20 protein-coding genes are annotated in these 19,107 nt (G+C 57.3%); 16 read left to right on the plus strand and 4 right to left on the minus strand.

Annotated elements, in window-relative coordinates; translation table 11 throughout:
- The first annotated feature begins 501 nt into the window (after positions 1 to 501).
- From nuoK to ACR0AD_RS01300, 7 genes are read left to right on the plus strand one after another with little or no spacing between them, the layout of a single operon-like run.
- Complete coding sequence (nuoK, locus tag ACR0AD_RS01270) at positions 502 to 807, plus strand: NADH-quinone oxidoreductase subunit NuoK (RefSeq protein WP_005984024.1); 306 nt, start codon at positions 502 to 504, stop codon at positions 805 to 807.
- A 6-nt stretch (positions 808 to 813) separates the two neighbouring features.
- Positions 814 to 2,964, plus strand: coding sequence for an NADH-quinone oxidoreductase subunit L (gene nuoL / locus ACR0AD_RS01275; RefSeq protein ID WP_480486202.1), 2,151 nt, complete (start codon positions 814 to 816; stop codon positions 2,962 to 2,964).
- On the plus strand, positions 2,964 to 4,508 hold the full coding sequence (locus ACR0AD_RS01280) for an NADH-quinone oxidoreductase subunit M (RefSeq protein ID WP_480486200.1): 1,545 nt from the start codon (positions 2,964 to 2,966) through the stop codon (positions 4,506 to 4,508). The genes nuoL and ACR0AD_RS01280 overlap by 1 nt, the downstream gene beginning before the upstream one ends.
- 15 nt (positions 4,509 to 4,523) lie before the next feature.
- Positions 4,524 to 5,966, plus strand: a complete 1,443-nt coding sequence (gene nuoN, locus ACR0AD_RS01285) for an NADH-quinone oxidoreductase subunit NuoN (RefSeq protein WP_480476104.1) — start codon at positions 4,524 to 4,526, stop codon at positions 5,964 to 5,966.
- Between the two features lie 54 nt (positions 5,967 to 6,020).
- Positions 6,021 to 6,770, plus strand: a complete 750-nt coding sequence (locus ACR0AD_RS01290; protein WP_480486199.1) for a biotin--[acetyl-CoA-carboxylase] ligase — start codon at positions 6,021 to 6,023, stop codon at positions 6,768 to 6,770.
- 11 nt (positions 6,771 to 6,781) lie between these two features.
- Complete coding sequence (locus tag ACR0AD_RS01295) at positions 6,782 to 7,561, plus strand: type III pantothenate kinase (protein WP_209504438.1); 780 nt, start codon at positions 6,782 to 6,784, stop codon at positions 7,559 to 7,561.
- Entirely contained in the window at positions 7,558 to 9,225 is a 1,668-nt protein-coding gene (locus tag ACR0AD_RS01300) for a ribonuclease J (RefSeq protein ID WP_480486196.1), read from the plus strand. Before ACR0AD_RS01295 ends, ACR0AD_RS01300 begins: the two co-directional genes overlap by 4 nt.
- A 10-nt stretch (positions 9,226 to 9,235) precedes the next feature.
- Here the strand turns inward: ACR0AD_RS01300 and ACR0AD_RS01305 are convergent, their stop codons facing one another.
- Entirely contained in the window at positions 9,236 to 9,937 is a 702-nt protein-coding gene (locus ACR0AD_RS01305) for an NUDIX hydrolase (protein ID WP_480486195.1), read from the minus strand.
- A 25-nt stretch (positions 9,938 to 9,962) separates the two neighbouring features.
- On the minus strand, positions 9,963 to 10,361 hold the full coding sequence (locus ACR0AD_RS01310; protein ID WP_480486193.1) for a DUF983 domain-containing protein: 399 nt from the start codon (positions 10,359 to 10,361) through the stop codon (positions 9,963 to 9,965).
- 219 nt (positions 10,362 to 10,580) lie between these two features.
- Between ACR0AD_RS01310 and ACR0AD_RS01315 the strand changes: the two genes are divergently transcribed.
- The 4 genes from ACR0AD_RS01315 to ACR0AD_RS01330 are packed head-to-tail and all read left to right on the plus strand — an operon-like array spanning position 10,581 to position 12,488.
- On the plus strand, positions 10,581 to 11,051 hold the full coding sequence (locus ACR0AD_RS01315; RefSeq protein ID WP_267362793.1) for an EF-hand domain-containing protein: 471 nt from the start codon (positions 10,581 to 10,583) through the stop codon (positions 11,049 to 11,051).
- Positions 11,052 to 11,057: 6 nt separating this feature from the next.
- Complete coding sequence (locus ACR0AD_RS01320) at positions 11,058 to 11,675, plus strand: RNA polymerase sigma factor (protein ID WP_480486191.1); 618 nt, start codon at positions 11,058 to 11,060, stop codon at positions 11,673 to 11,675.
- Complete coding sequence (locus ACR0AD_RS01325; protein WP_480481773.1) at positions 11,665 to 12,018, plus strand: hypothetical protein; 354 nt, start codon at positions 11,665 to 11,667, stop codon at positions 12,016 to 12,018. Before ACR0AD_RS01320 ends, ACR0AD_RS01325 begins: the two co-directional genes overlap by 11 nt.
- Entirely contained in the window at positions 12,015 to 12,488 is a 474-nt protein-coding gene (locus ACR0AD_RS01330) for a periplasmic heavy metal sensor (protein ID WP_267362788.1), read from the plus strand. Before ACR0AD_RS01325 ends, ACR0AD_RS01330 begins: the two co-directional genes overlap by 4 nt.
- 5 nt (positions 12,489 to 12,493) lie before the next feature.
- On the opposite strand, the gene ACR0AD_RS01335 is transcribed toward ACR0AD_RS01330, so the two are convergent.
- Entirely contained in the window at positions 12,494 to 13,894 is a 1,401-nt protein-coding gene (locus ACR0AD_RS01335) for a diguanylate cyclase domain-containing protein (RefSeq protein ID WP_480486188.1), read from the minus strand.
- An 89-nt stretch (positions 13,895 to 13,983) separates the two neighbouring features.
- Between ACR0AD_RS01335 and ACR0AD_RS01340 the strand changes: the two genes are divergently transcribed.
- The 5 genes from ACR0AD_RS01340 (at position 13,984) to ACR0AD_RS01360 (ending at position 18,358) form a co-directional block, all read left to right on the plus strand.
- Entirely contained in the window at positions 13,984 to 14,268 is a 285-nt protein-coding gene (locus ACR0AD_RS01340; RefSeq protein WP_267362783.1) for a DUF3572 domain-containing protein, read from the plus strand.
- Between the two features lie 24 nt (positions 14,269 to 14,292).
- A complete protein-coding gene (locus ACR0AD_RS01345; RefSeq protein WP_480486187.1) occupies positions 14,293 to 14,985 on the plus strand; it encodes an HAD family hydrolase in 693 nt (230 codons plus the stop codon).
- Positions 14,986 to 15,103: 118 nt separating this feature from the next.
- Complete coding sequence (locus ACR0AD_RS01350; RefSeq protein ID WP_480481769.1) at positions 15,104 to 16,663, plus strand: trimethylamine methyltransferase family protein; 1,560 nt, start codon at positions 15,104 to 15,106, stop codon at positions 16,661 to 16,663.
- A 118-nt stretch (positions 16,664 to 16,781) separates the two neighbouring features.
- Positions 16,782 to 17,369 (plus strand): heme NO-binding domain-containing protein, encoded by a 588-nt coding sequence (locus ACR0AD_RS01355; RefSeq protein ID WP_480481768.1) that lies wholly within the window; start codon positions 16,782 to 16,784, stop codon positions 17,367 to 17,369.
- Entirely contained in the window at positions 17,366 to 18,358 is a 993-nt protein-coding gene (locus tag ACR0AD_RS01360; RefSeq protein WP_480486185.1) for a diguanylate cyclase domain-containing protein, read from the plus strand. The genes ACR0AD_RS01355 and ACR0AD_RS01360 overlap by 4 nt, the downstream gene beginning before the upstream one ends.
- A 38-nt stretch (positions 18,359 to 18,396) precedes the next feature.
- Here the strand turns inward: ACR0AD_RS01360 and ACR0AD_RS01365 are convergent, their stop codons facing one another.
- The gene (locus ACR0AD_RS01365) at positions 18,397 to 19,095 is read right to left on the minus strand and encodes a CbiX/SirB N-terminal domain-containing protein (protein WP_480486183.1); all 699 of its coding nucleotides are present in this window, start codon (positions 19,093 to 19,095) and stop codon (positions 18,397 to 18,399) included.
- Between the last annotated feature and the right edge of the window lie 12 nt (positions 19,096 to 19,107).

Below are 19,107 nucleotides of genomic sequence, written 5' to 3' on the forward strand. Positions count from 1 at the left end.
CGCGCCTGCTAACGAGGGATGGAAGTTTAAGTCGGTCCACGCTGATTGTTCTTTTGAGAATGCTGGGCGTGGAAAATGGAACTCCTTCAGGGGAGAGCCAGTCGTCGACTTGGGCAACGGTCGCATTGGGCAAAGATTGAACAGTGGTGATGCGTGTTTCTCTCAGCAAAACCTCTTTTTTATGGACTGCTCAAATGCGGACGGAATTGTCATCGGTGGGCAACTCGTAGGCTCGCAGACGGTAGTTGGAGTAGATGGCCAGAAGGTTGTATCGCTTCCGATAGGAACTCATGAGTCAATCGAACTCATTCAACAGCCGCTGGGCCCAATTGGCCTAAATGAGCAGACTACTGTGTCTGAATTGCAAGGTATCGCAAGAAACCACCGTTATCGCAGTACCTCTAGCGTCGGTTCATTCTTCGGCAGGACTGCGGATCAAAAGAAAGTCGACTACACCTGCGGCTGCAAACTCTTCTACCCCGACTCGCCAGGAGCGAAGTTATGATCGGACTTGAACACTACCTTACGGTCGCGGCGACGCTGTTCGTCATCGGCATCTTCGGTCTCTTCCTGAACCGCAAGAACGTCATCATCCTGCTGATGAGCATCGAACTGATGCTGCTGGCGGTGAATATCAACCTCGTGGCGTTTTCCAGCTTTCTCGGCGATCTGGTCGGTCAGGTGTTTACGCTGTTCGTTCTGACCGTTGCGGCGGCCGAGGCAGCAATCGGGCTGGCCATTCTGGTCTGTTTCTTCCGCAACCGTGGCACCATCGCGGTTGAAGACGTCAATATGATGAAGGGGTAAGGGAACATGGAAACCACCATCCTCTTTGCCCCGCTGGTGGGCGCGCTGCTCTGCGGGTTCGGCTGGAAGTTCATTGGCGAGAAAGCCGCCATGTGGACGGCCACGGGCCTGCTGTTTCTGGCTTGTCTGCTGTCCTGGATCGTGTTCTTCACCTTCGACAGCCACACGCAGCAGATCGAGATCATGCGCTGGATCGAAAGCGGCTCGCTTTCGACAAGCTGGGCCATCCGTCTGGACCGACTGACGGCAATCATGCTGATCGTGGTGACGACCGTCTCGGCGCTCGTGCACCTGTACAGCTTCGGCTACATGGACCACGATCCGCAATGGCGCGAAGGCGAAAGCTATAAACCGCGCTTCTTTGCCTATCTGTCCTTCTTCACCTTTGCCATGCTGATGCTGGTGACGGCGGATAATCTGGTGCAGATGTTCTTTGGCTGGGAGGGCGTCGGCGTCGCTTCATACCTGCTGATCGGGTTCTATTATCGCAAGCCTTCGGCCAACGCGGCGGCGATCAAGGCCTTTGTGGTCAACCGGGTCGGCGACTTTGGGTTTGCTCTGGGCATCTTCGCGCTGTTCTTCCTGACCGACAGTATCAATTTCTCGGACATCTTCGCCTCTGCCCCTGCCTTGGCCGAAGAAAAGCTGCATTTCCTGTGGGGGGAATGGACCGCGATCGAAGTGATCTGCGTTCTGCTCTTCATCGGGGCGATGGGTAAATCGGCGCAGTTGATCCTGCACACATGGTTGCCGGACGCGATGGAAGGCCCGACGCCTGTGTCAGCGCTGATCCACGCTGCGACCATGGTGACCGCAGGTGTCTTTTTGGTCTGCCGCATGTCCCCGCTGATGGAGTTCGCACCGGGCGCAACAGGGTTCATCACTGTTCTTGGGGCCTCGACTGCGTTTTTTGCGGCCACTGTTGGTCTGGTTCAAACCGATATCAAACGTGTCATCGCGTATTCGACCTGTTCCCAGTTGGGCTACATGTTTGTGGCGGCGGGCGTCGGCATGTATTCGGCGGCGATGTTCCACCTGTTCACGCATGCCTTCTTCAAGGCGCTGTTGTTCCTTGGGGCCGGTTCCGTGATCCACGCGATGCATCACGAACAGGAGATGACCGAATATGGCGGTCTGCGCAAAAAGATCCCCTATACCTTCTGGGCGATGATGATCGGCACTTTGGCGATTACCGGTGTTGGCATCCCGCTGACCACCTTTGGTTTTGCCGGTTTCCTGTCAAAAGACGCAATTATCGAAAGCGCCTATGCGGGCGGATCAAGCTATGGCTTCTGGTTGCTGGTCGTCGCTGCCGCGTTCACCTCGTTCTACAGCTGGCGTCTGATCTTCCTGACGTTCTATGGTGAGCCGCGCGGCGACAAGCACACGCATGATCACGCACATGAAAGCCCGATGGTGATGTTGGTGCCGCTGGGAGTTCTGTCGCTGGGTGCGGTATTCGCGGGCATGATCTGGTACGGAAACTTCTTTGGCCATGCGGACAAGGTTGGCAAATTCTACGGTATTCCGGTTGCAGAAGCTTCAGAGCATGCCGAGGCCGGTGATCACGCGGCGGCGGATGCGTCGCACGGTGAGGACAGCCATGCGGATGAAAGCCATGCGGCTGACAGCCATGCTGATGAAGGTCATGGTGAGAAGGATGTCAAGGGTGGCGATCATCACTATGTCTTTGCGGGCGAGCCGGGTGAAGGTGCGCTTTATATGGCGCCGGACAACCACATTCTGGACGATGCGCATGCGGCCCCGAAATGGGTCAAGGTTTCACCCTTCGTCGCCATGTTGCTTGGCTTTGTCGTGGCCTATTGGTTCTACATCGTGAACACATCGCTGCCGGCACGTCTGGCCGCGAACCAGCGTCCGCTGTACCTGTTCTTGCTGAACAAATGGTATTTCGACGAAATCTACGACGCGATCTTTGTCAAACCCACTATCGCTCTTGGCCGGTTCCTGTGGAAACGCGGTGACGGCAACACGATTGACGGCTTCCTGAACGGGGTTGCAATGGGCGTTGTTCCCTTCTTCACCCGCCTCGCAGGCAAGGCGCAGACCGGGTACATCTTTACTTACGCCTTCTGGATGGTTTTGGGCATTGCGGCCCTTGTCACCTGGATGTCGATCGGCGGAGGCGCACACTAATGGACAATATCCTATCTATTGTCACCTTTATCCCCGCCATCGCAGCAGGCATTCTGGCGCTGTTCCTGCACGGCAGCGACGTCGCAGCGCAGCGCAACGCCAAGTGGATTGCATTGCTGGCGACAACTGTGACGTTTCTGGTGTCAATTGGCATCTACACAGGCTTTGATCCTTCGAACACCGGCTTCCAGATGGTGGAAGAGGGTGAATGGCTGATGGGTCTGAAATACAAGATGGGTGTGGATGGCATCAGCGTTCTGTTCGTGTTGCTGACCACCTTCATCATGCCGCTGACCATTCTGGCCAGCTGGAATGTGACAGACCGCGTCAAGGAATACATGATTGCCTTCTTGCTGCTGGAAACGCTGATGCTGGGCGTGTTCATGGCGCTGGATCTTGTGTTGTTCTACCTGTTCTTCGAGGCGGGTCTGATCCCGATGTTTCTGATCATCGGTATCTGGGGCGGCAAGGATCGTATCTATGCCAGCTTCAAGTTTTTCCTTTACACCTTCCTTGGCTCGGTACTGATGCTGGTGGCCATGGTCGCGATGTATGCTGACGCGGGCACCACGGATATCGAAGCTCTGATGGCCCATCAGTTCGCATCCGAGAGTTTCAGCGTGTTGGGTGTCTATGTCACCGGCGGTATGCAGACGTTGATGTTCCTGGCCTTCTTTGCATCTTTTGCGGTGAAAATGCCGATGTGGCCGGTGCACACCTGGTTGCCCGATGCGCACGTTCAGGCGCCGACGGCGGGCTCGGTTGTGCTGGCGGCGATCCTGTTGAAGATGGGCGGCTACGGCTTTCTGCGGTTCAGCCTGCCGATGTTCCCGGTTGGCTCGGCGGTGATGACTGATCTTGTGCTGTGGATGTCAGCCATAGCGGTTGTCTACACCTCGCTGGTGGCATTGGTGCAGGAAGACATGAAAAAGCTGATCGCGTATTCCTCTGTCGCGCATATGGGCTTTGTCACGATGGGCATCTTTGCTGCGAACCAGCAAGGCATTGACGGCGCGATTTTCCAGATGCTGAGCCACGGGTTTATTTCGGCCGCGCTCTTCCTCTGTGTCGGCGTGATCTATGACCGGATGCACACCCGCGATATCGATGCCTATGGCGGTCTGGTCATCCGGATGCCCGCCTATGCACTGGTCTTCATGCTGTTCACCATGGCCAATGTCGGACTGCCGGGCACCAGCGGGTTTGTTGGTGAGTTCCTGACACTCATGGGCACATTTCAGGTCAACACCTGGGTGACTGCAGTTGCGGCGACCGGTGTGATCTTTTCGGCAGCCTACGCGCTGTGGCTCTATCGCCGGGTCGTGTTTGGGGACCTGATCAAGGAAAGCCTGAAGGCGATGACCGACATGAGCTCTCGCGAGCGGCTGATTTTTGCCCCGCTGATCGTAATGACGATCCTGTTGGGGGTCTACCCGTCGCTGGTGACCGATGTGATCGGGCAATCGACGACGGCACTCATTTCGAACTATGACACGGCTCTGGCCGCGGCTGAGGCTGCGACCCAGACTGCCGCTTCGCATTAAGGGAGCTTTGGAGACATGATCCAGGCTGATCTGACAATTATCCTGCCGGAAATCGTTCTGGCGATCTATGCGATGGTGGCTCTGTTGGGGGCAGTCTACACGTCGAAAGACGGGCTGGCTTCGGTTCTGGTCTGGACCACGGCGGGCCTGATGGCGGTCCTGGCGATCTGGATCGCCACCCAGGGCAGTGGCACCAACGTGGCCTTCAACGGCATGTTCGTAGATGACGGGTTCGCGCGTTTTGCCAAAGTTGCCATCCTTTTGTCGGCAGGTGCCGTTCTGGTGATGAGCCAGGAATACATGGCGCGCCGGGGTCTTCTGCGCTTTGAATATCCGCTGCTGGTGGCGCTTGCTGCCGTTGGTATGATGATGATGGTCAGCGCGGGCGATCTGATGTCTCTTTACATGGGGCTCGAGCTGCAATCCCTTGCGCTGTATGTTGTTGCCGCGCTGCGTCGTGACAGTGCGAAATCAACCGAAGCAGGGCTGAAATACTTTGTTCTGGGCGCTCTCAGTTCAGGTCTGCTGCTGTATGGTGCGTCGCTGGTCTATGGGTTCACCGGCACGACACTGTTCTCGGGCATTATTCAGACGGTCCATCATGGGGACGTCTCGGTTGGTCTGTTGTTTGGCCTGATCTTCCTGATCTCGGGTCTGGCATTCAAGGTGTCGGCGGTTCCGTTCCATATGTGGACGCCAGATGTCTATGAAGGGTCGCCGACGCCAATTACGGCTTTCTTTGCCACCGCGCCGAAAGTCGCAGCAATGGCCTTGTTTGCACGTCTTCTGCATGACGCCTTCGGAGGCGTGGTCAAAGACTGGCAGCAAGTGATTGTTTTGCTGTCGGTGCTGTCGATGCTGCTGGGGGCGGTTGCCGCAATTGGTCAGCGCGACATCAAGCGACTGATGGCGTTCTCGTCGATTGCCCATATGGGCTATGCGCTGATCGGTCTGGCGGCTGGTACCGAGTTGGGTATTCAGGCGATGCTGATGTATCTGGCGATTTACGTGACCATGAACATTGGCACGTTTGCGTTTATCCTGATGATGGAACGCGACGGCAAACCCGTCACTGACATTGATGCGCTGCGCCAGTATTCCAAACGTGATCCGGGCAAGGCCCTTGCTGTTCTGATCCTGATGTTCTCGCTTGCCGGTGTCCCACCGATGCTGGGTTTCTTTGCGAAGTTTGGTGTTTGGCGGGCTGGTGTAAGTGCCGATTTGACCGGCCTTGTTGTGGTCTCAGCCATCGCATCGGTAATTGGCGCCTTCTATTACCTGCGGATCGTGTTCTACATGTATTTCGGGGCCGAGAACGAGGACCCGATCGAAACGCGGTCGACACCCGTTCTATGGGTCGCCCTGATGGGATCCGCGGCGCTGATGCTGATCGGGGTCTTCTATCAGTTCGGGATCGAGGGCGCGGCCGCTGCCGCGGCGGCGACTCTTGTCAACTGAACGTTTTGCACAATCTGAGAGAGGGGCTCGGTCGCGTGACCGGGCCTTTTTGATATGACCAAGTGGCCACAAGGCTATGGTCTGCACGAAGTGCAGGAAGTCGATAGCACGCTCAACGAAGCGGCGCGGATTGCCCCCAATGCCCGTGGTCCTGTCTGGATCATGGCGCATCATCAGACGGCTGCGCGTGGACGACGCGGACGGTCATGGGCCAACCCCATGGGCAACCTTGCAGCGACCCTTCTGATGCGCCCCGAAGGTGCGCCAGAACAGGCGGCACTGCGCAGTTTTGTTGCGGCATTAGCCCTGTTTGACGCTTGTGTCTCTGTGACGGGGCGTGCCGCGGGGTTGTCGTTGAAATGGCCCAATGACGTACTACTGAACGGAGGTAAGCTTGCTGGTATTTTGCTGGAAAGCGCCGGTCAGGGGCGCGGTGTAGCGCATCTGTCGATCGGTATTGGCGTGAATTTGGCCAACGCCCCAGACGCCGACGTGGTAGAACCGGGCGCGATCCGTCCCGTCTCGCTGTTGTCGGAAACCGGTGCAAACGTCACGCCCGAGGATTTTCTGACCGAGCTTGCCTCGGCCTATGCCAAATATGAAACTCAGTTTGTTACCTACGGGTTCGAACCCATTCGCACTGCGTGGCTGTCCCGTGCTGCCCGGCTGGGCGAGGTTATCACGGCCCGTACCGGCACGTCTGAGACGGTTGGGACCTTCGAAACGGTGGACGCAGCCGGTAACCTTGTCTTAAACACCGCCAAAGGTCGCGTGAGCATTCCTGCGGCGGATGTCTATTTCTGAAAGGGGCACAGATGCTTCTGGCCATTGATTGCGGCAATACCAACACAGTCTTCTCGATCTGGGATGGTCAGGAATTTCTGTGCACCCTGCGCACCTCGACCCATCACGCACGCACGGCGGACGCCTATTTCACCTGGTATTCGACGCTGGTGAAACATTACGGGATCGAGGCGAATATCTCGGATGTCATCATTGCCTCGACCGTGCCGCGCGTCGTGTTCAACCTGCGCATCTTTGCTGATCGCTTTTTTGGGTGCAGGCCGCTGGTGGTGGGAAGGCCGGATTGCCTGCTGCCCGTGCCGCCGCGTGTGGATCAAGGAACTGTGCCGGGCCCGGATCGACTGGCCAACGCAGTTGGCGCATTTGACCGTCATGGCGGCAATGTCGTCGTGGTGGACTTTGGTACCGCAACAAATTTCGACGTTGTCGCCGCGGACGGTGCCTATGTGGGGGGCGTCATCGCTCCGGGTGTGAACCTCAGCCTTGAGGCTTTGCATCAGGGCGCAGCCGCACTGCCGCATATCGACATCACGCGTCCCGAGAAGGTGATCGGTACAAATACGGTTGGTTGTATCCAGTCGGGCGTGTATTGGGGATATTCCGGCCTGATCGAAGGGCTGATCGCGCGGATCAAGGCCGAATATGGAATGCCGATGAAAGTCGTGGGAACCGGAGGGTTGGCCCCCTTGTTCGATCAGGCCGACGTGGGGTTCGACGTAATCGAAGATGATTTGACGATGCACGGCTTGACCGTGATTCATCGCTACAACAAGGAAAATGGCTCGATATGAGCAGTGAAAGATTGATCTACCTGCCGCTGGGTGGCGCGGGCGAAATTGGCATGAATGCCTATGTGTACGGATATGGTCAGCCCGGGCAGGAACGCCTGATCCTGGTGGATCTGGGCGTCACCTTTCCCGATATGGACACAACTCCGGGCGTCGACCTGATCTATGCGGATATTTCATGGTTGAAAGAACGGGCCGACCGGCTGGATGGCGTTTTCATCACCCATGCGCATGAAGATCATGTCGGCGCGGTGGCTCATTGCTATGAGGCTCTGGGAGCTCCGATCTATGCCCGGGCTTTCACGGCCAATATCGCGCGTCGCAAGATGGAAGAATACGCGCACCCGACCGATGCGGTGACAACCGTGTCCGCTTGGCCTGAAACGGTTTCAGTCGGACCGTTTACCGTCGGTTTCCTTCCGGTTTCACACTCGATCCCGGAAAGTGCTGCGTTGGTCATCGACACGCCCGCAGGACGCGTGGTGCACTCGGGTGATTTCAAGCTGGATGCAAACCCGGTCGTGGGCGAACCCTTCGATCCCGACCTGTGGGCCGAGATTGCCAAGCCGGGTGTCAAGGCGTTGGTTTGCGACAGCACGAATGTTTTCTCGGCGCATCCGGGCCGTTCGGAATCCGAGGTCGGGCCAGAGATTACAAAGCTAGTCGAAAGCGCCGAGGGCATGGTTGTGGCTACCACCTTTGCATCGAACGTGGCACGGGTCAAAACATTGGCCGAGGCGGGCGCACGCGCGGGGCGTTCAGTTGTGTTGCTGGGGCGCGCAATGCGGCGGATGATCGAGGCCGCGACCGAAACGGGTATCCTGTCGGACTTCCCCAAGGTGATCAGCGCAGAAGAGGCGTTGGACCTGCCGCGCCAGAACCTGATGCTGATCGTGACCGGCAGCCAGGGCGAACGCCGTGCGGCAAGTGCGCAACTGGCCCGTGGCAAGTACCGAGGTCTGGAACTGTCCGAAGGCGATCTGTTCCTGTTTTCGTCGAAAACCATTCCCGGAAACGAACGTGGCGTGATTTTCATCATGAACCAGCTCAGTGAAAAGGGCGTGGATGTGGTGGATGACAGCTCGGGCCTCTATCACGTCTCTGGCCATGCGAACCGGCCTGATCTTGAGAAGGTGCACGCGCTGATCGATCCGCAAGTTGTGATCCCAATGCATGGAGAGCACCGGCACCTGCGCGAGCATGTCAAACTGGCTGAGCAGGGTGGCAGAACGGGTGTGCTGGCCGTGAACGGCACCATGCTGGATCTCAGCGGCAATGCACCCGTGGTGGTCGACTATGTCGAAACCGGGCGTACCTATCTGGACGGTACGGTGAAAATCGGTGCGATGGACGGTGTGGTACGGGACCGTATTCGCATGGCGCTGAACGGCCACGTAACTGTGACAGTCGTTCTGGACGAAGAAGACGAGCCGCTGGGCGAACCGTGGTGCGATACGATGGGTCTGCCCGAAGTCGGAACGTCCCGCGCCGGATTGGTCGAAGTATTGGAAGAAGACCTGAACCAGTTCCTGATGCGGGCTGCGGCCAAGACCCTACGGGATGACGACAAGCTGGAAGACGAAATGCGCCGGATTGTGCGTCAGACGGCAAAAGCGGAAATCGGCAAAAAACCTGAAGTGACGGTGGTTGTCAGCCGGATGCGGTGAAACTGATCGGTCAGTCGTGCTCGGGCATCGGATAGCCTCTGAGTCGCAGGAACAGATTGGCTTCTTCGTTGTTCTGATAGAACGGAACCGATACTGGCGGCTCGGGTGAGGTCACCCGGGCCGCGACCTCGGCCAGAACAACCTCGGTGATAAACGGCAAATCTAGGTCGCGCGCCCGATCCAGTTCCACCCATTGCAGATGCGACAGCTCGTCCGAGGCATGGCTGAAATCATCCGGATCGCCCTGCAGCGCATCGGCATCGACCAGAAAAAACCGCGCATCGAACCGGCGGGGGCGGCCGGGCGGTGTGACTGCGCGAAAAACAAATTGTAGCGCAGCTGCCGACGGCACGTAACCCATGGCGGAAAAGCTCTGCCAGTCGTCGGGAATGCTGCCCGGCCAGTGTCCTGTCTGGCCAAGGACAAGTCCTGTCTCTTCCCAAAGCTCGCGAATTGCTGCGGCGGCAAGGGCGTGTTGTTTTCCGGATTCCGCCTGTTCCGCCAACCGCTCAGAACACAGGTCAGGCAGTGCGGTCGCAAGCGGTACATCCGCATCCGCCGGATCGACCGCTCCACCGGGGAACACGAATTTGTTGGGCATGAACACGGCCTTGGACCCACGTTGACCCATCAGGATCGACGGATTGGTCCACCTGTTCCTCAGCACGATGACGGTTGCGGCGTCGCGGATGGCGGTTTTGTCGGTCATCATGCCTAAAACAATCGCTTCTTCCGGCTCATGAATCGTTGCCAAAACCGTGCATACGACGCGCCCACTGATAGGCGACCACAGCGCCTTTCAAACGGGGGAGCAAAAACAGCGACAGTGCAACGCAAGCAATGGAAAACCCGATGGCCATCACCCATGGGTCCGGGCGCCAGTTCACATACGAGACGTGCAGGGCCGGGGCCAACAAATGCCCGACCAGCAGGATCGTCAGATAAGCTGGCCCATCATCGGCGCGATGATGAAACAGTTCCTGTCCACAGTTCGAGCAGGTGTCATTCACTTTTAGGTAGCTGTGCAACAGCTTGCCTTCGCCGCAACTAGGGCACTTGCACCGAAACCCTTTGACCAAAGCGGGCCAGGTTTCACGCTCGTTCTGGGTTGTGGTGTCGATCGTCTGATCCGTCATAATATAACTCGCGCAGTAATCTTTGGCGGATAATGCGCCTGAACGGGTGGTTTTTAAAGGGGGGTGCGTCGCTTTGCAACGCACCTAGGGTGAACCACGTCGTGAAATACCGAGATGGTTCAAAAAAAGTTGCTGACACTGCGACGGAATTCCCTGCCTCGCGCGTTTGAATGGATATGAGCAGCGGCACTCAGGCCGCGTCAACAAGGGAAAACCGAAATGAAAAACGCAAAGTTCATCACGGCGATTGTCCTGTCGGGTGTTGCAATCACCGGCACGTCTGTTCTGGCGGCTGGCCCGGGTGGTCGTGAGCCAGTGTCCTTTCAGGAATTGGATGCCAATGGCGACGGTCAAGTGACTCAGCAGGAGATGGAAGCACATCGCACCGAGCGTTTCTCGGCCGCGGATACTGATGGGGACGGCCAGCTCAGCCTTGAGGAGATGCAGGCCGCCGCTCAGAAAAAAGCAAACGACCGCGTCACCAAAATGTTCGAAAACAACGATGCGAACAAAGACGGGTTCCTAAGCCAGGACGAGTTGCCGAAACCGCGCCGGGGTGACAAGATGTTTGACCGGATGGATGCAGATAACAGTGGTGGAATATCGGAACAGGAATTTGCCGATGCCAAAGACCGGATGGGACGGCACCATAAGAAAAAGCACCACAAGTCGGGTGCAATCGACAACTGATGCAGGGTGGAGGACCTGACCTCCCACCTACACGATGTTCGCGGTGCGGGTTGCACCGCGAGCTCTCTCAGCGACGATGTGTTGCTGAGCCAATTTGCTGAGGGTGACGCACAGGCTGCGCGGGTCTTAACCGATCGCCTTGGGCCGCTTTGTTATTCCGTCGCGTTGCGTATGTTGGGCAATCGGGCCGAGGCAGAAGACGTAACGCAGGAGGCGATGATGCGGATGTGGCAGATGGCGCCGGAATGGGTGCCGGGTCAGGCCAAAGTGTCGACATGGCTGTATCGCGTGACGTTGAATCTGTGTGTGGACATTCGGCGCAGGAAGTCCCCCGGCAGGTTGTCGGATATTCCTGAGCCAGAAGATGGCAAAGCCAGCGTAGCCGACCGACTGCAGGATGAGGCCCGCGTGGATGCGTTGCAGCTTGCCCTGTCTCAGCTGCCCGAAAGGCAGAGGCAGGCAGTGATTCTGCGCCACATCGAAGAGTTGCCCAACCCTGAAATTGCCGGGATTATGGGAATTTCAGTAGAAGCGGTCGAAAGCTTGACCGCGCGGGGCAAACGAAGTTTGACCGCGATTTTGGCCGGGCGACGTGAAGAACTGGGGTATGACGATGACGGATGAAAACCTGGAACTGGATCATTTGTTTGCGCAGGCTCGGCAAAACCGACCGGCGCTGCCCGACGATCTGGCCGTGCGCATTCAGACAGATGCTGAAAAACTCCGCCTCAGTCGCCTAAGGCCTGAACCGCGTCCTCAATCTTCGATCTGGCATCGAATGATGGACAACGTAGGTGGCTGGCAGGGGTTGGGCGGCTTGATCGCCGCCAGTGCGGCGGGGCTCTGGATCGGCTTTTCCGCGCCGGGGTTCCTGCCTGATCCCGCCAATCTGCTGGCATCGCAGGAGACGATCCTTTTTGTGGCGGACCTTGGATATGACACGAGTTTTCTGGAGAGCACTGAATGAATGCTGCCCCTAAACCGAAACGCCGGTGGATGACGGTTTTGCTGGTTTCGTCATTGGCACTGAACCTGTTGGTTGTCGGTGTTGCAGTTGGAACCGTGCTGCGCCTGAAGGATGGAGATCACACCGAGGCACCGCCGGGATTCGGTCCTGCGCTGTATCGCGCTTTGCCGAAAGATGACCGCAAAGCGATGCGAGGGGAACTGTCTGCGCTGCGCGAAAAAGACTTAAGGGGGCGCAGACAGGACTTTCAAGCCCTGAGCCTGGCGCTGCGCAGGGTGCCCTTCGATCCGGTCGCCGTTGAAGTGTTGTTGCAGCAACAGTCGCAGGCGACGGCAGAACTGCAACTAGCATTGCAGACACAATGGCTGGCTCGCGTCACCGCCATGAGTGACGCAGAGCGGCAGTCTTATGCGGACAGGTTGCAAAAGATCGTCGAACGCGGGCCGCATGGGCACAAGAAAAAGGATTGACGGGTTCAGGCTGCGCTTTGCCTGATACTCACCTGATTGCGCCCCGCTTTTTTTGCCGCGTAAAGTGCTTTGTCGGCGGCTTTCAGGATATCTTCTACAGGAACGGGTGTGCGTTCTTTTCCCGGCGTACCCGATTGCGGCATCTCCAGCCCAATGCTGATCGTGACGTTAACCTGCAAACCTTGGTCCGATAGTCGAAACGGGGCGCGACAAATGCTGTCGCAGATGGTCTCAGCCAGTTTTCTGGCTTGCTTTTGTGACACATCAGGCACCGCAAACATGAACTCTTCACCGCCGATACGGGCGACAAAACCTTTGGATCCAAGTGCGCTTTGCATGCGTTTTGCGGCCTGCGTCAGAACACAATCACCGGCGCCATGGCCATGGCAGTCATTGATGGTCTTGAAGTGGTCCAGATCCGCCAGCATGACGGCAAAGCCACGTCCGGTACGGGCAGACTGGCGCGCGATCTGATCCAATGCCCGCATGGCGTAACGACGATTGTGCAGCCCGGTCAGCGGGTCAATCCAGGACTCGGCGATCCCTTTTCTCAGTGATACGCGCAAGTGATCAAGCCGTGCCTTGCGCGCAATCTGATTGTTCAGCCGCAACAGGATCTCTTGCGCGCAGAACCCCCCCAGGCACACGGCGTCCGCTCCTCTGTCCAGCGCTTCCGAGGCCTGCACGGCGTCGTTGTCCTGCAGGATGCCAATCAGGACAGTGTTCCGGGTTGCTGCGCGTGACCTGAGATCCGCAAGGATATTCAGCGCGGACGGGGGTGAGCCCAGTTCGACCACAATCGCGTCCGGTATCGGCCCGGACAAAACGCCTTGCAGGTTCGATTGAAGATGCCAGGACAGATCGAAATGGTGGTGGCCTTGCAAGGCCTTGTGCCAAAGGGCACCAGTTCGGACAGTATCGGTCAAGATATCAACCCGGGCCGCGTTTGGTGGGCTGATCATGACAGGGGCGGGTTCCCCAAACCCAATAGGTTGCGATCCGTTGCTGACCTGCAAATCTTGAGTAGCTGCGCGCGCGCGCAAAAGGCTGCGAATGCGTGCCAGTAGCAACGTATCTTTGAAAGGGTGCGTCAACACATCGTCCAGCCCGTCTTTCAGGGCACGCAGGCGCGCGTTTTTGTCATTCTGTGCTGCCAGTACGACAACGGGCACGTCATCAAGGCCTGATACTTCGGCGAGGGCTTTCTTGACATCTGCGGCTGTTCCATCGGGCAATGTTTGGGCCGTCAGAACAAGGTCTGGCTGCACGCGACGGGCAAGGGCTTGTAGCCCTTCAAGTTTTCCACCCTGCACCACGTGGTACCAGGCAGCAGTCAGTTGAACCTTCAGCATTATGCGGTTGGTTGATACCCCGTCGAGGACAAGGATGGTGCCTTGCACAGACATAGTCGTTCACCGTTGATTGCATGCGTGAACAAATTGTTTATGAGTCTGGTTAACAAACTCTTTCCAACACCATTCTCTGAGCGCGGTTTATGCCCCTATCGCCCGATTTAGCCGAGACTCTTGCTCTGACAGCCCTGGGGTGGCTGGTCAGCAATGACGAGCTTTTGCCTGTATTTCTTGGCTCGACAGGCGCTTCGATCGGGGATGTTCGCAATCGGGCCGGTGATAGGGACTTTCTGGCTTCGGTTCTCGATTTTCTGGTGCTTGACGATTCGTGGGTCATGGCGTTTTGTGACGCCAACTCGATCGCCTATGATCACCCGGCCCAAGCGCGGGCCGTTCTGTCAGGCGGTGGCGATGTACACTGGACCTGAACACCTTTTCCGCAGGAGCACGCGATGCCAATAGAAGCAATCGTCTTCGACAAGGATGGCACTTTGTTCGATTTTGCCAAAACCTGGGGAACCTTCGGGCGCTCGTTGCTGATGCGTCTGACAAAGGGGGATGTAGACCGGGCGGTGGAACTCGGGAGCGTCATCGGGTTTGACTACGAGCAAGAGCGGTATGTCACAGATAGCATTGTGATCGCCGCAACGGTCGAAGAAATCGCCGAGGTGCTTATTGCGCATGTTGACGATGTGACATTGCAGGAAGTTGTGGACATGATGAATGCCGAGGCCGCAGCCGCTCCTCAATCCCCTGCCGTGCCGTTGGGCCCATTCCTGAAAGGGTTGCAGCAATCCGGGATCAAACTGGGCGTTGCGACAAATGACAGTGAGCACCCGGCATTGCAGCATCTGGAATCTGCTGGAATACGCGAACACTTCGATTTTATCGCCGGGTATGACAGTGGTCATGGGTTCAAACCGGGGCCCGGTCAGTTGCTGGCCTTTGCCGCACAGGTCGGGGTCGAGCCGTCGCGCATTGCAATGGTGGGTGACAGTGTTCATGACCTGCAAGCGGGGCGCGCAGCCGGGATGATCACCATTGGCGTTTTGACCGGATTGGCAGAAGCAGATGCGCTGGCACCGATGGCGGATGTGGTCTTGCCGGATATCGGTCACATTCCTGCATGGCTGGCCGAAAAATGATGCGTTGATCCGGAAAATCGACGCTCAATTATAGAAAACCGACAAGCTCTGTCGCAGATGGAGCGGCCAGAAATGCGTCTTCGGGTCTTGCTTGTATCAAGCCAGAACGGAGGCAACCATGGCCGAGACCAACACACGCAAACGCCGCGGCGGAGGACGCGCAGGTGCGGCAGCACGCAGGGGCAGCGCGGTGATTGACCAGATGCCGTGGGACCCACCCATCAATATAGATCGCCCGACTGAACCGCTGGATCAGGCCGGGATCGAAGCGATCCATGAAGGGGCCATGCGAATTCTGGAAGAAATCGGGATCGAATTCTACAACGAAGAGGCAATCGGCATCCTGCGCGAGGCGGGGTGCACGATCGATGGTGACAACGTCCGCATGGGGCGCGATTTCGTCATGGAGATGATCGCCAAGGCGCCCAGCCAGTTTTCCATCACGCCCCGCAATGTTGACCACAGGATCGAGATCGGTGGAAAGAACATCCTGTTCGGCAACGTTTCGTCGCCGCCTAATTACTGGGACATGGAGATTGGAAAGAAAGTGCCCGGCAATCGCGAGATGTGCCAGAATCTTCTGAAACTGACGCAGTACTTCAACTGTATTCACTTCGCAGGCGGATATCCTGTAGAACCCGTCGATATTCATGCCAGCGTCCGGCATCTGGATGTGCTGTATGACAAGCTGACCCTGACCGACAAGGCGATGCACGCCTATTCGTTGGGTAAGGAACGTGTCGAAGATGTGATGGAAATGGTGCGCATCGCGGGCGGTCTCAGCCATGAGGAATTCGAGGCCTCGCCACGGATGTACACCAACATCAACTCGACCTCGCCGCTGAAGCATGACCATCCGATGATTGATGGCTGCCTGAGATTGGCGCGGCGCGGGCAGGCGATTGTCGTAACCCCCTTTACGCTGGCGGGGGCAATGGCACCGGTAACGATGGCGGGGGCGGTTGCCCAGTCCCTGGCCGAAGCCTTATGCGCTATCGCTTTGTTCCAATATGTGCGCCCCGGTATTCCCTGCGTAATCGGAACGTTCACGTCGAACGTGGACATGAAATCAGGCGCGCCCGCTTTCGGGACGCCGGAATACATGCGCTCGACCCAGATGACCGGGCAGATGGCGCGATATTATGGGCTGCCGCTGCGTTCATCCGGTGTGTGTGCGGCCAATGTGCCAGACGGGCAATCCGTGTGGGAAACCTCGAATTCGCTCTGGGCGGCCGTGCAGTCGGGCACCAACATGGTGTACCACGCCGCCGGTTGGTTGGAAGGCGGCCTGATCGCAAGCCCGGAAAAATTCATTATGGATTGCGAGGTTTTGCAGCAAATTCAGCGTTATATGAACCCTGATCTAACCGCGACCGGACCGGATGAGATTGCTTTGGATGCCATCCGCGCGGTTGGCAATGACGGTCACTTTTTTGGAATCCAACACACACAGGATCGCTACACCACGGCCTTCTACCAGCCCTTCCTGAGCGACTGGAAGAACTATGAGGGCTGGGAGGCCGCCGGAGGCATCTGGACGGCTGAGCGTGCGCATCACATGTTCAAAGAGATCATCTCGAGCTTTGAGGCACCTCCGATGGACGATGGTATCCGCGAGGAACTGGCCGAGTTCGTTGAACGCCGCAAGGCTGAAGGCGGCGCGCCGACGGACTTCTGACTGGGCGGGTAGTGTCGACTTGATACTCCGTTGCTTTCACAGCAACTCGGGGCGAATTTTGGCTATTTGTTAAGGTTTCTCAGACCACAGTGCCAAGGACACCAAACTGAGGCATCCGATGCATGGTCTGATCAATCGGGCGATACAGTCCTTTGTCGGCGCGACCTACGGGCAATCCTGCTGGGTTCGCGTGACCGAAGGTGCGCGGCTAGGGTTTGTCGAATTTGAAGCCATGCTCATCTATGATGATGACATGACGACGCGGTTGCTTGAGGCCCTGAGTATTGACCTCAATCGACCACAGGCCGAAATCCTCGAAGATCTGGGAACATATCTGGTGTCCCATCCGAACATGGAAGGGCTGCGCCGACTGCTTAGGTTTGGGGGTGTCACCTATGTTGAGTTCCTTCATTCCCTTGATGATCTTGCGGATCGTGTAAGACTGGCTGTCTCTGATCTGAATTTGCCTGCGCTTGAGTTGAGAGAGCTTTCAGCCACGGAATACCAGTTGTGCTGCCTTCCGGACTTACCAGGATTTTCCAGTGTTATGGTCGGGGTCCTGCGCGCGATGGCCGATGATTATGGTGCGCTGGTGATGCTGTCGCATGAGGGTCGTCAGGAGTGTTGTGAAATCATTTCAATCATTTTGGTCGAAAGCGCCTTTGCCGAGGGGCGCCATTTTGATCTGGGGGCTCGGAACAGATGACACATACTCAGGAACTGGCAGATCTTCTGGAAACGCTTTGCCCGATGTTCCTGTTGGTGGACCGAAGCGGACGCATTCAACAAGCGGGTCCGACACTGCAAAAGCTGCGGCCCGAATTGCCTTTGGTCGGGCTGGGTGTTCTGGACGTGTTCGAGCTGATCCGCCCCAGAACAGTCACCACCCTTCCCGCGTTGATGTCGATGGCCGGTGCCAAACTGCATCTGAGATTTCGCGATGAACCGCGTACGACCCTGAAAGGCCTGGTCGCGCCCTTGCCCGACTCGGGCGGTGCAGTCATCAATCTGTCATTCGGTATTTCGATTTTGGATGCGGTTCGGGATTACGCCCTGACAAGCGCTGATTTTTCCGGCACTGACCTGGCGATCGAGCTGTTGTATCTGGTCGAAGCCAAATCCGCCGCGATGGAAGCGTCTCGTTCACTTAATCTCAGGCTTCAGGGGGCAATGCTAGCCGCGGAAGAGCAGGCATATACCGATACATTGACAGGATTGAAGAACCGCCGCGCGATGGATCATTTGTTGGGGCATCTGATCCTGGCAAATTCTACATTTGCCCTTATGCATCTGGATTTAGACTTCTTTAAATCCGTGAATGATCGGCTGGGCCATGCCGCCGGGGATTACGTTCTGCAACAGGCGGCCCGCATCATGCTTGAAGAGACGCGTGGAGACGATACGGTTGCCCGGGTTGGTGGGGATGAGTTTGTCATAATTTTCAAGGGCCTGACGCGGGAAGAAACTCTGGAGTCCATCGCCGGCCGTCTGATCGCAAGGTTGAATGAACCCATGATGTTTCAGGACCAACCGTGCTGTATCTCTGCAAGTATCGGAACGGCCTTGTCCACCCAGTTCAAGGTTCCCAAAGCCGCCGACATCCTTCACGCCGCCGACGTCGCCCTTTATCAGGCCAAGCGAGACGGCCGGTCCTGCCACCGCCTGTATTCCACGCTGATCAAAGCGCAAACCTGAGTTTTCCTGCTTCCGGGTCAAAGATTTCAGGCGAATTTTCAAGCGAGCTGAACGGCCTTTGTTAACTGCTTGGCAATCTGGTGCCGGATGGGTGGCAGTTCCCCTACCACTGGCAGCAGAACGCCTTTGAACCCTGCTTGGCTCAATCCGGCGGGCACGTCGTCCACTGCGTGCCCCCCGGTGCAGGCAAAGAACGGAAGGCACAGCGCCTGAGCCCCCGTGCCGGTTGCGGCTTCGGAAATGTATGGCGGTTCTTCAACAAACCCAACGCGGACAGATTTGAAAGCCAGCATTTCTTGAAGTTGCGATGCGAAGTTCAGAGCCACGACCGAGGGGTTTCGGCTACGCCCTGACCCATGTGCTGCAATGACCAGGTCGGTCGACGCAGCTGCCCAATTCCTTTCGGACAATTCGGATTGCAGGGCGCGTGCGGTCAATTCCGGTAGCTCTGGGTCAACACCCAACGGGTCTAGAATGCGCGCTTTGTGATCCCCTAATCGTTTGGGCAAAGCGCTGGTGACAAACCATCCATTTGCCATGAAAAGCGGATAAATGACCGTGTTTTCCGGCAAGCTGCTCAGCTTAGCCTCGAACGCGCCGGGCGCGGCCAGAGTTGCGGCATGCACCGTTACATGCTCGGTCAGGGCGTCGACCGTAGCCGCGAACGCAGCCAAAGCAGCCTCGGCCGGTTCTGGATCGGACGGCTGACCATGTGCGACGATGATGGCATGTGGCATTTGGATCTCCTG

It is taken from the genome of Ruegeria sp. BH8 (assembly GCF_056538065.1).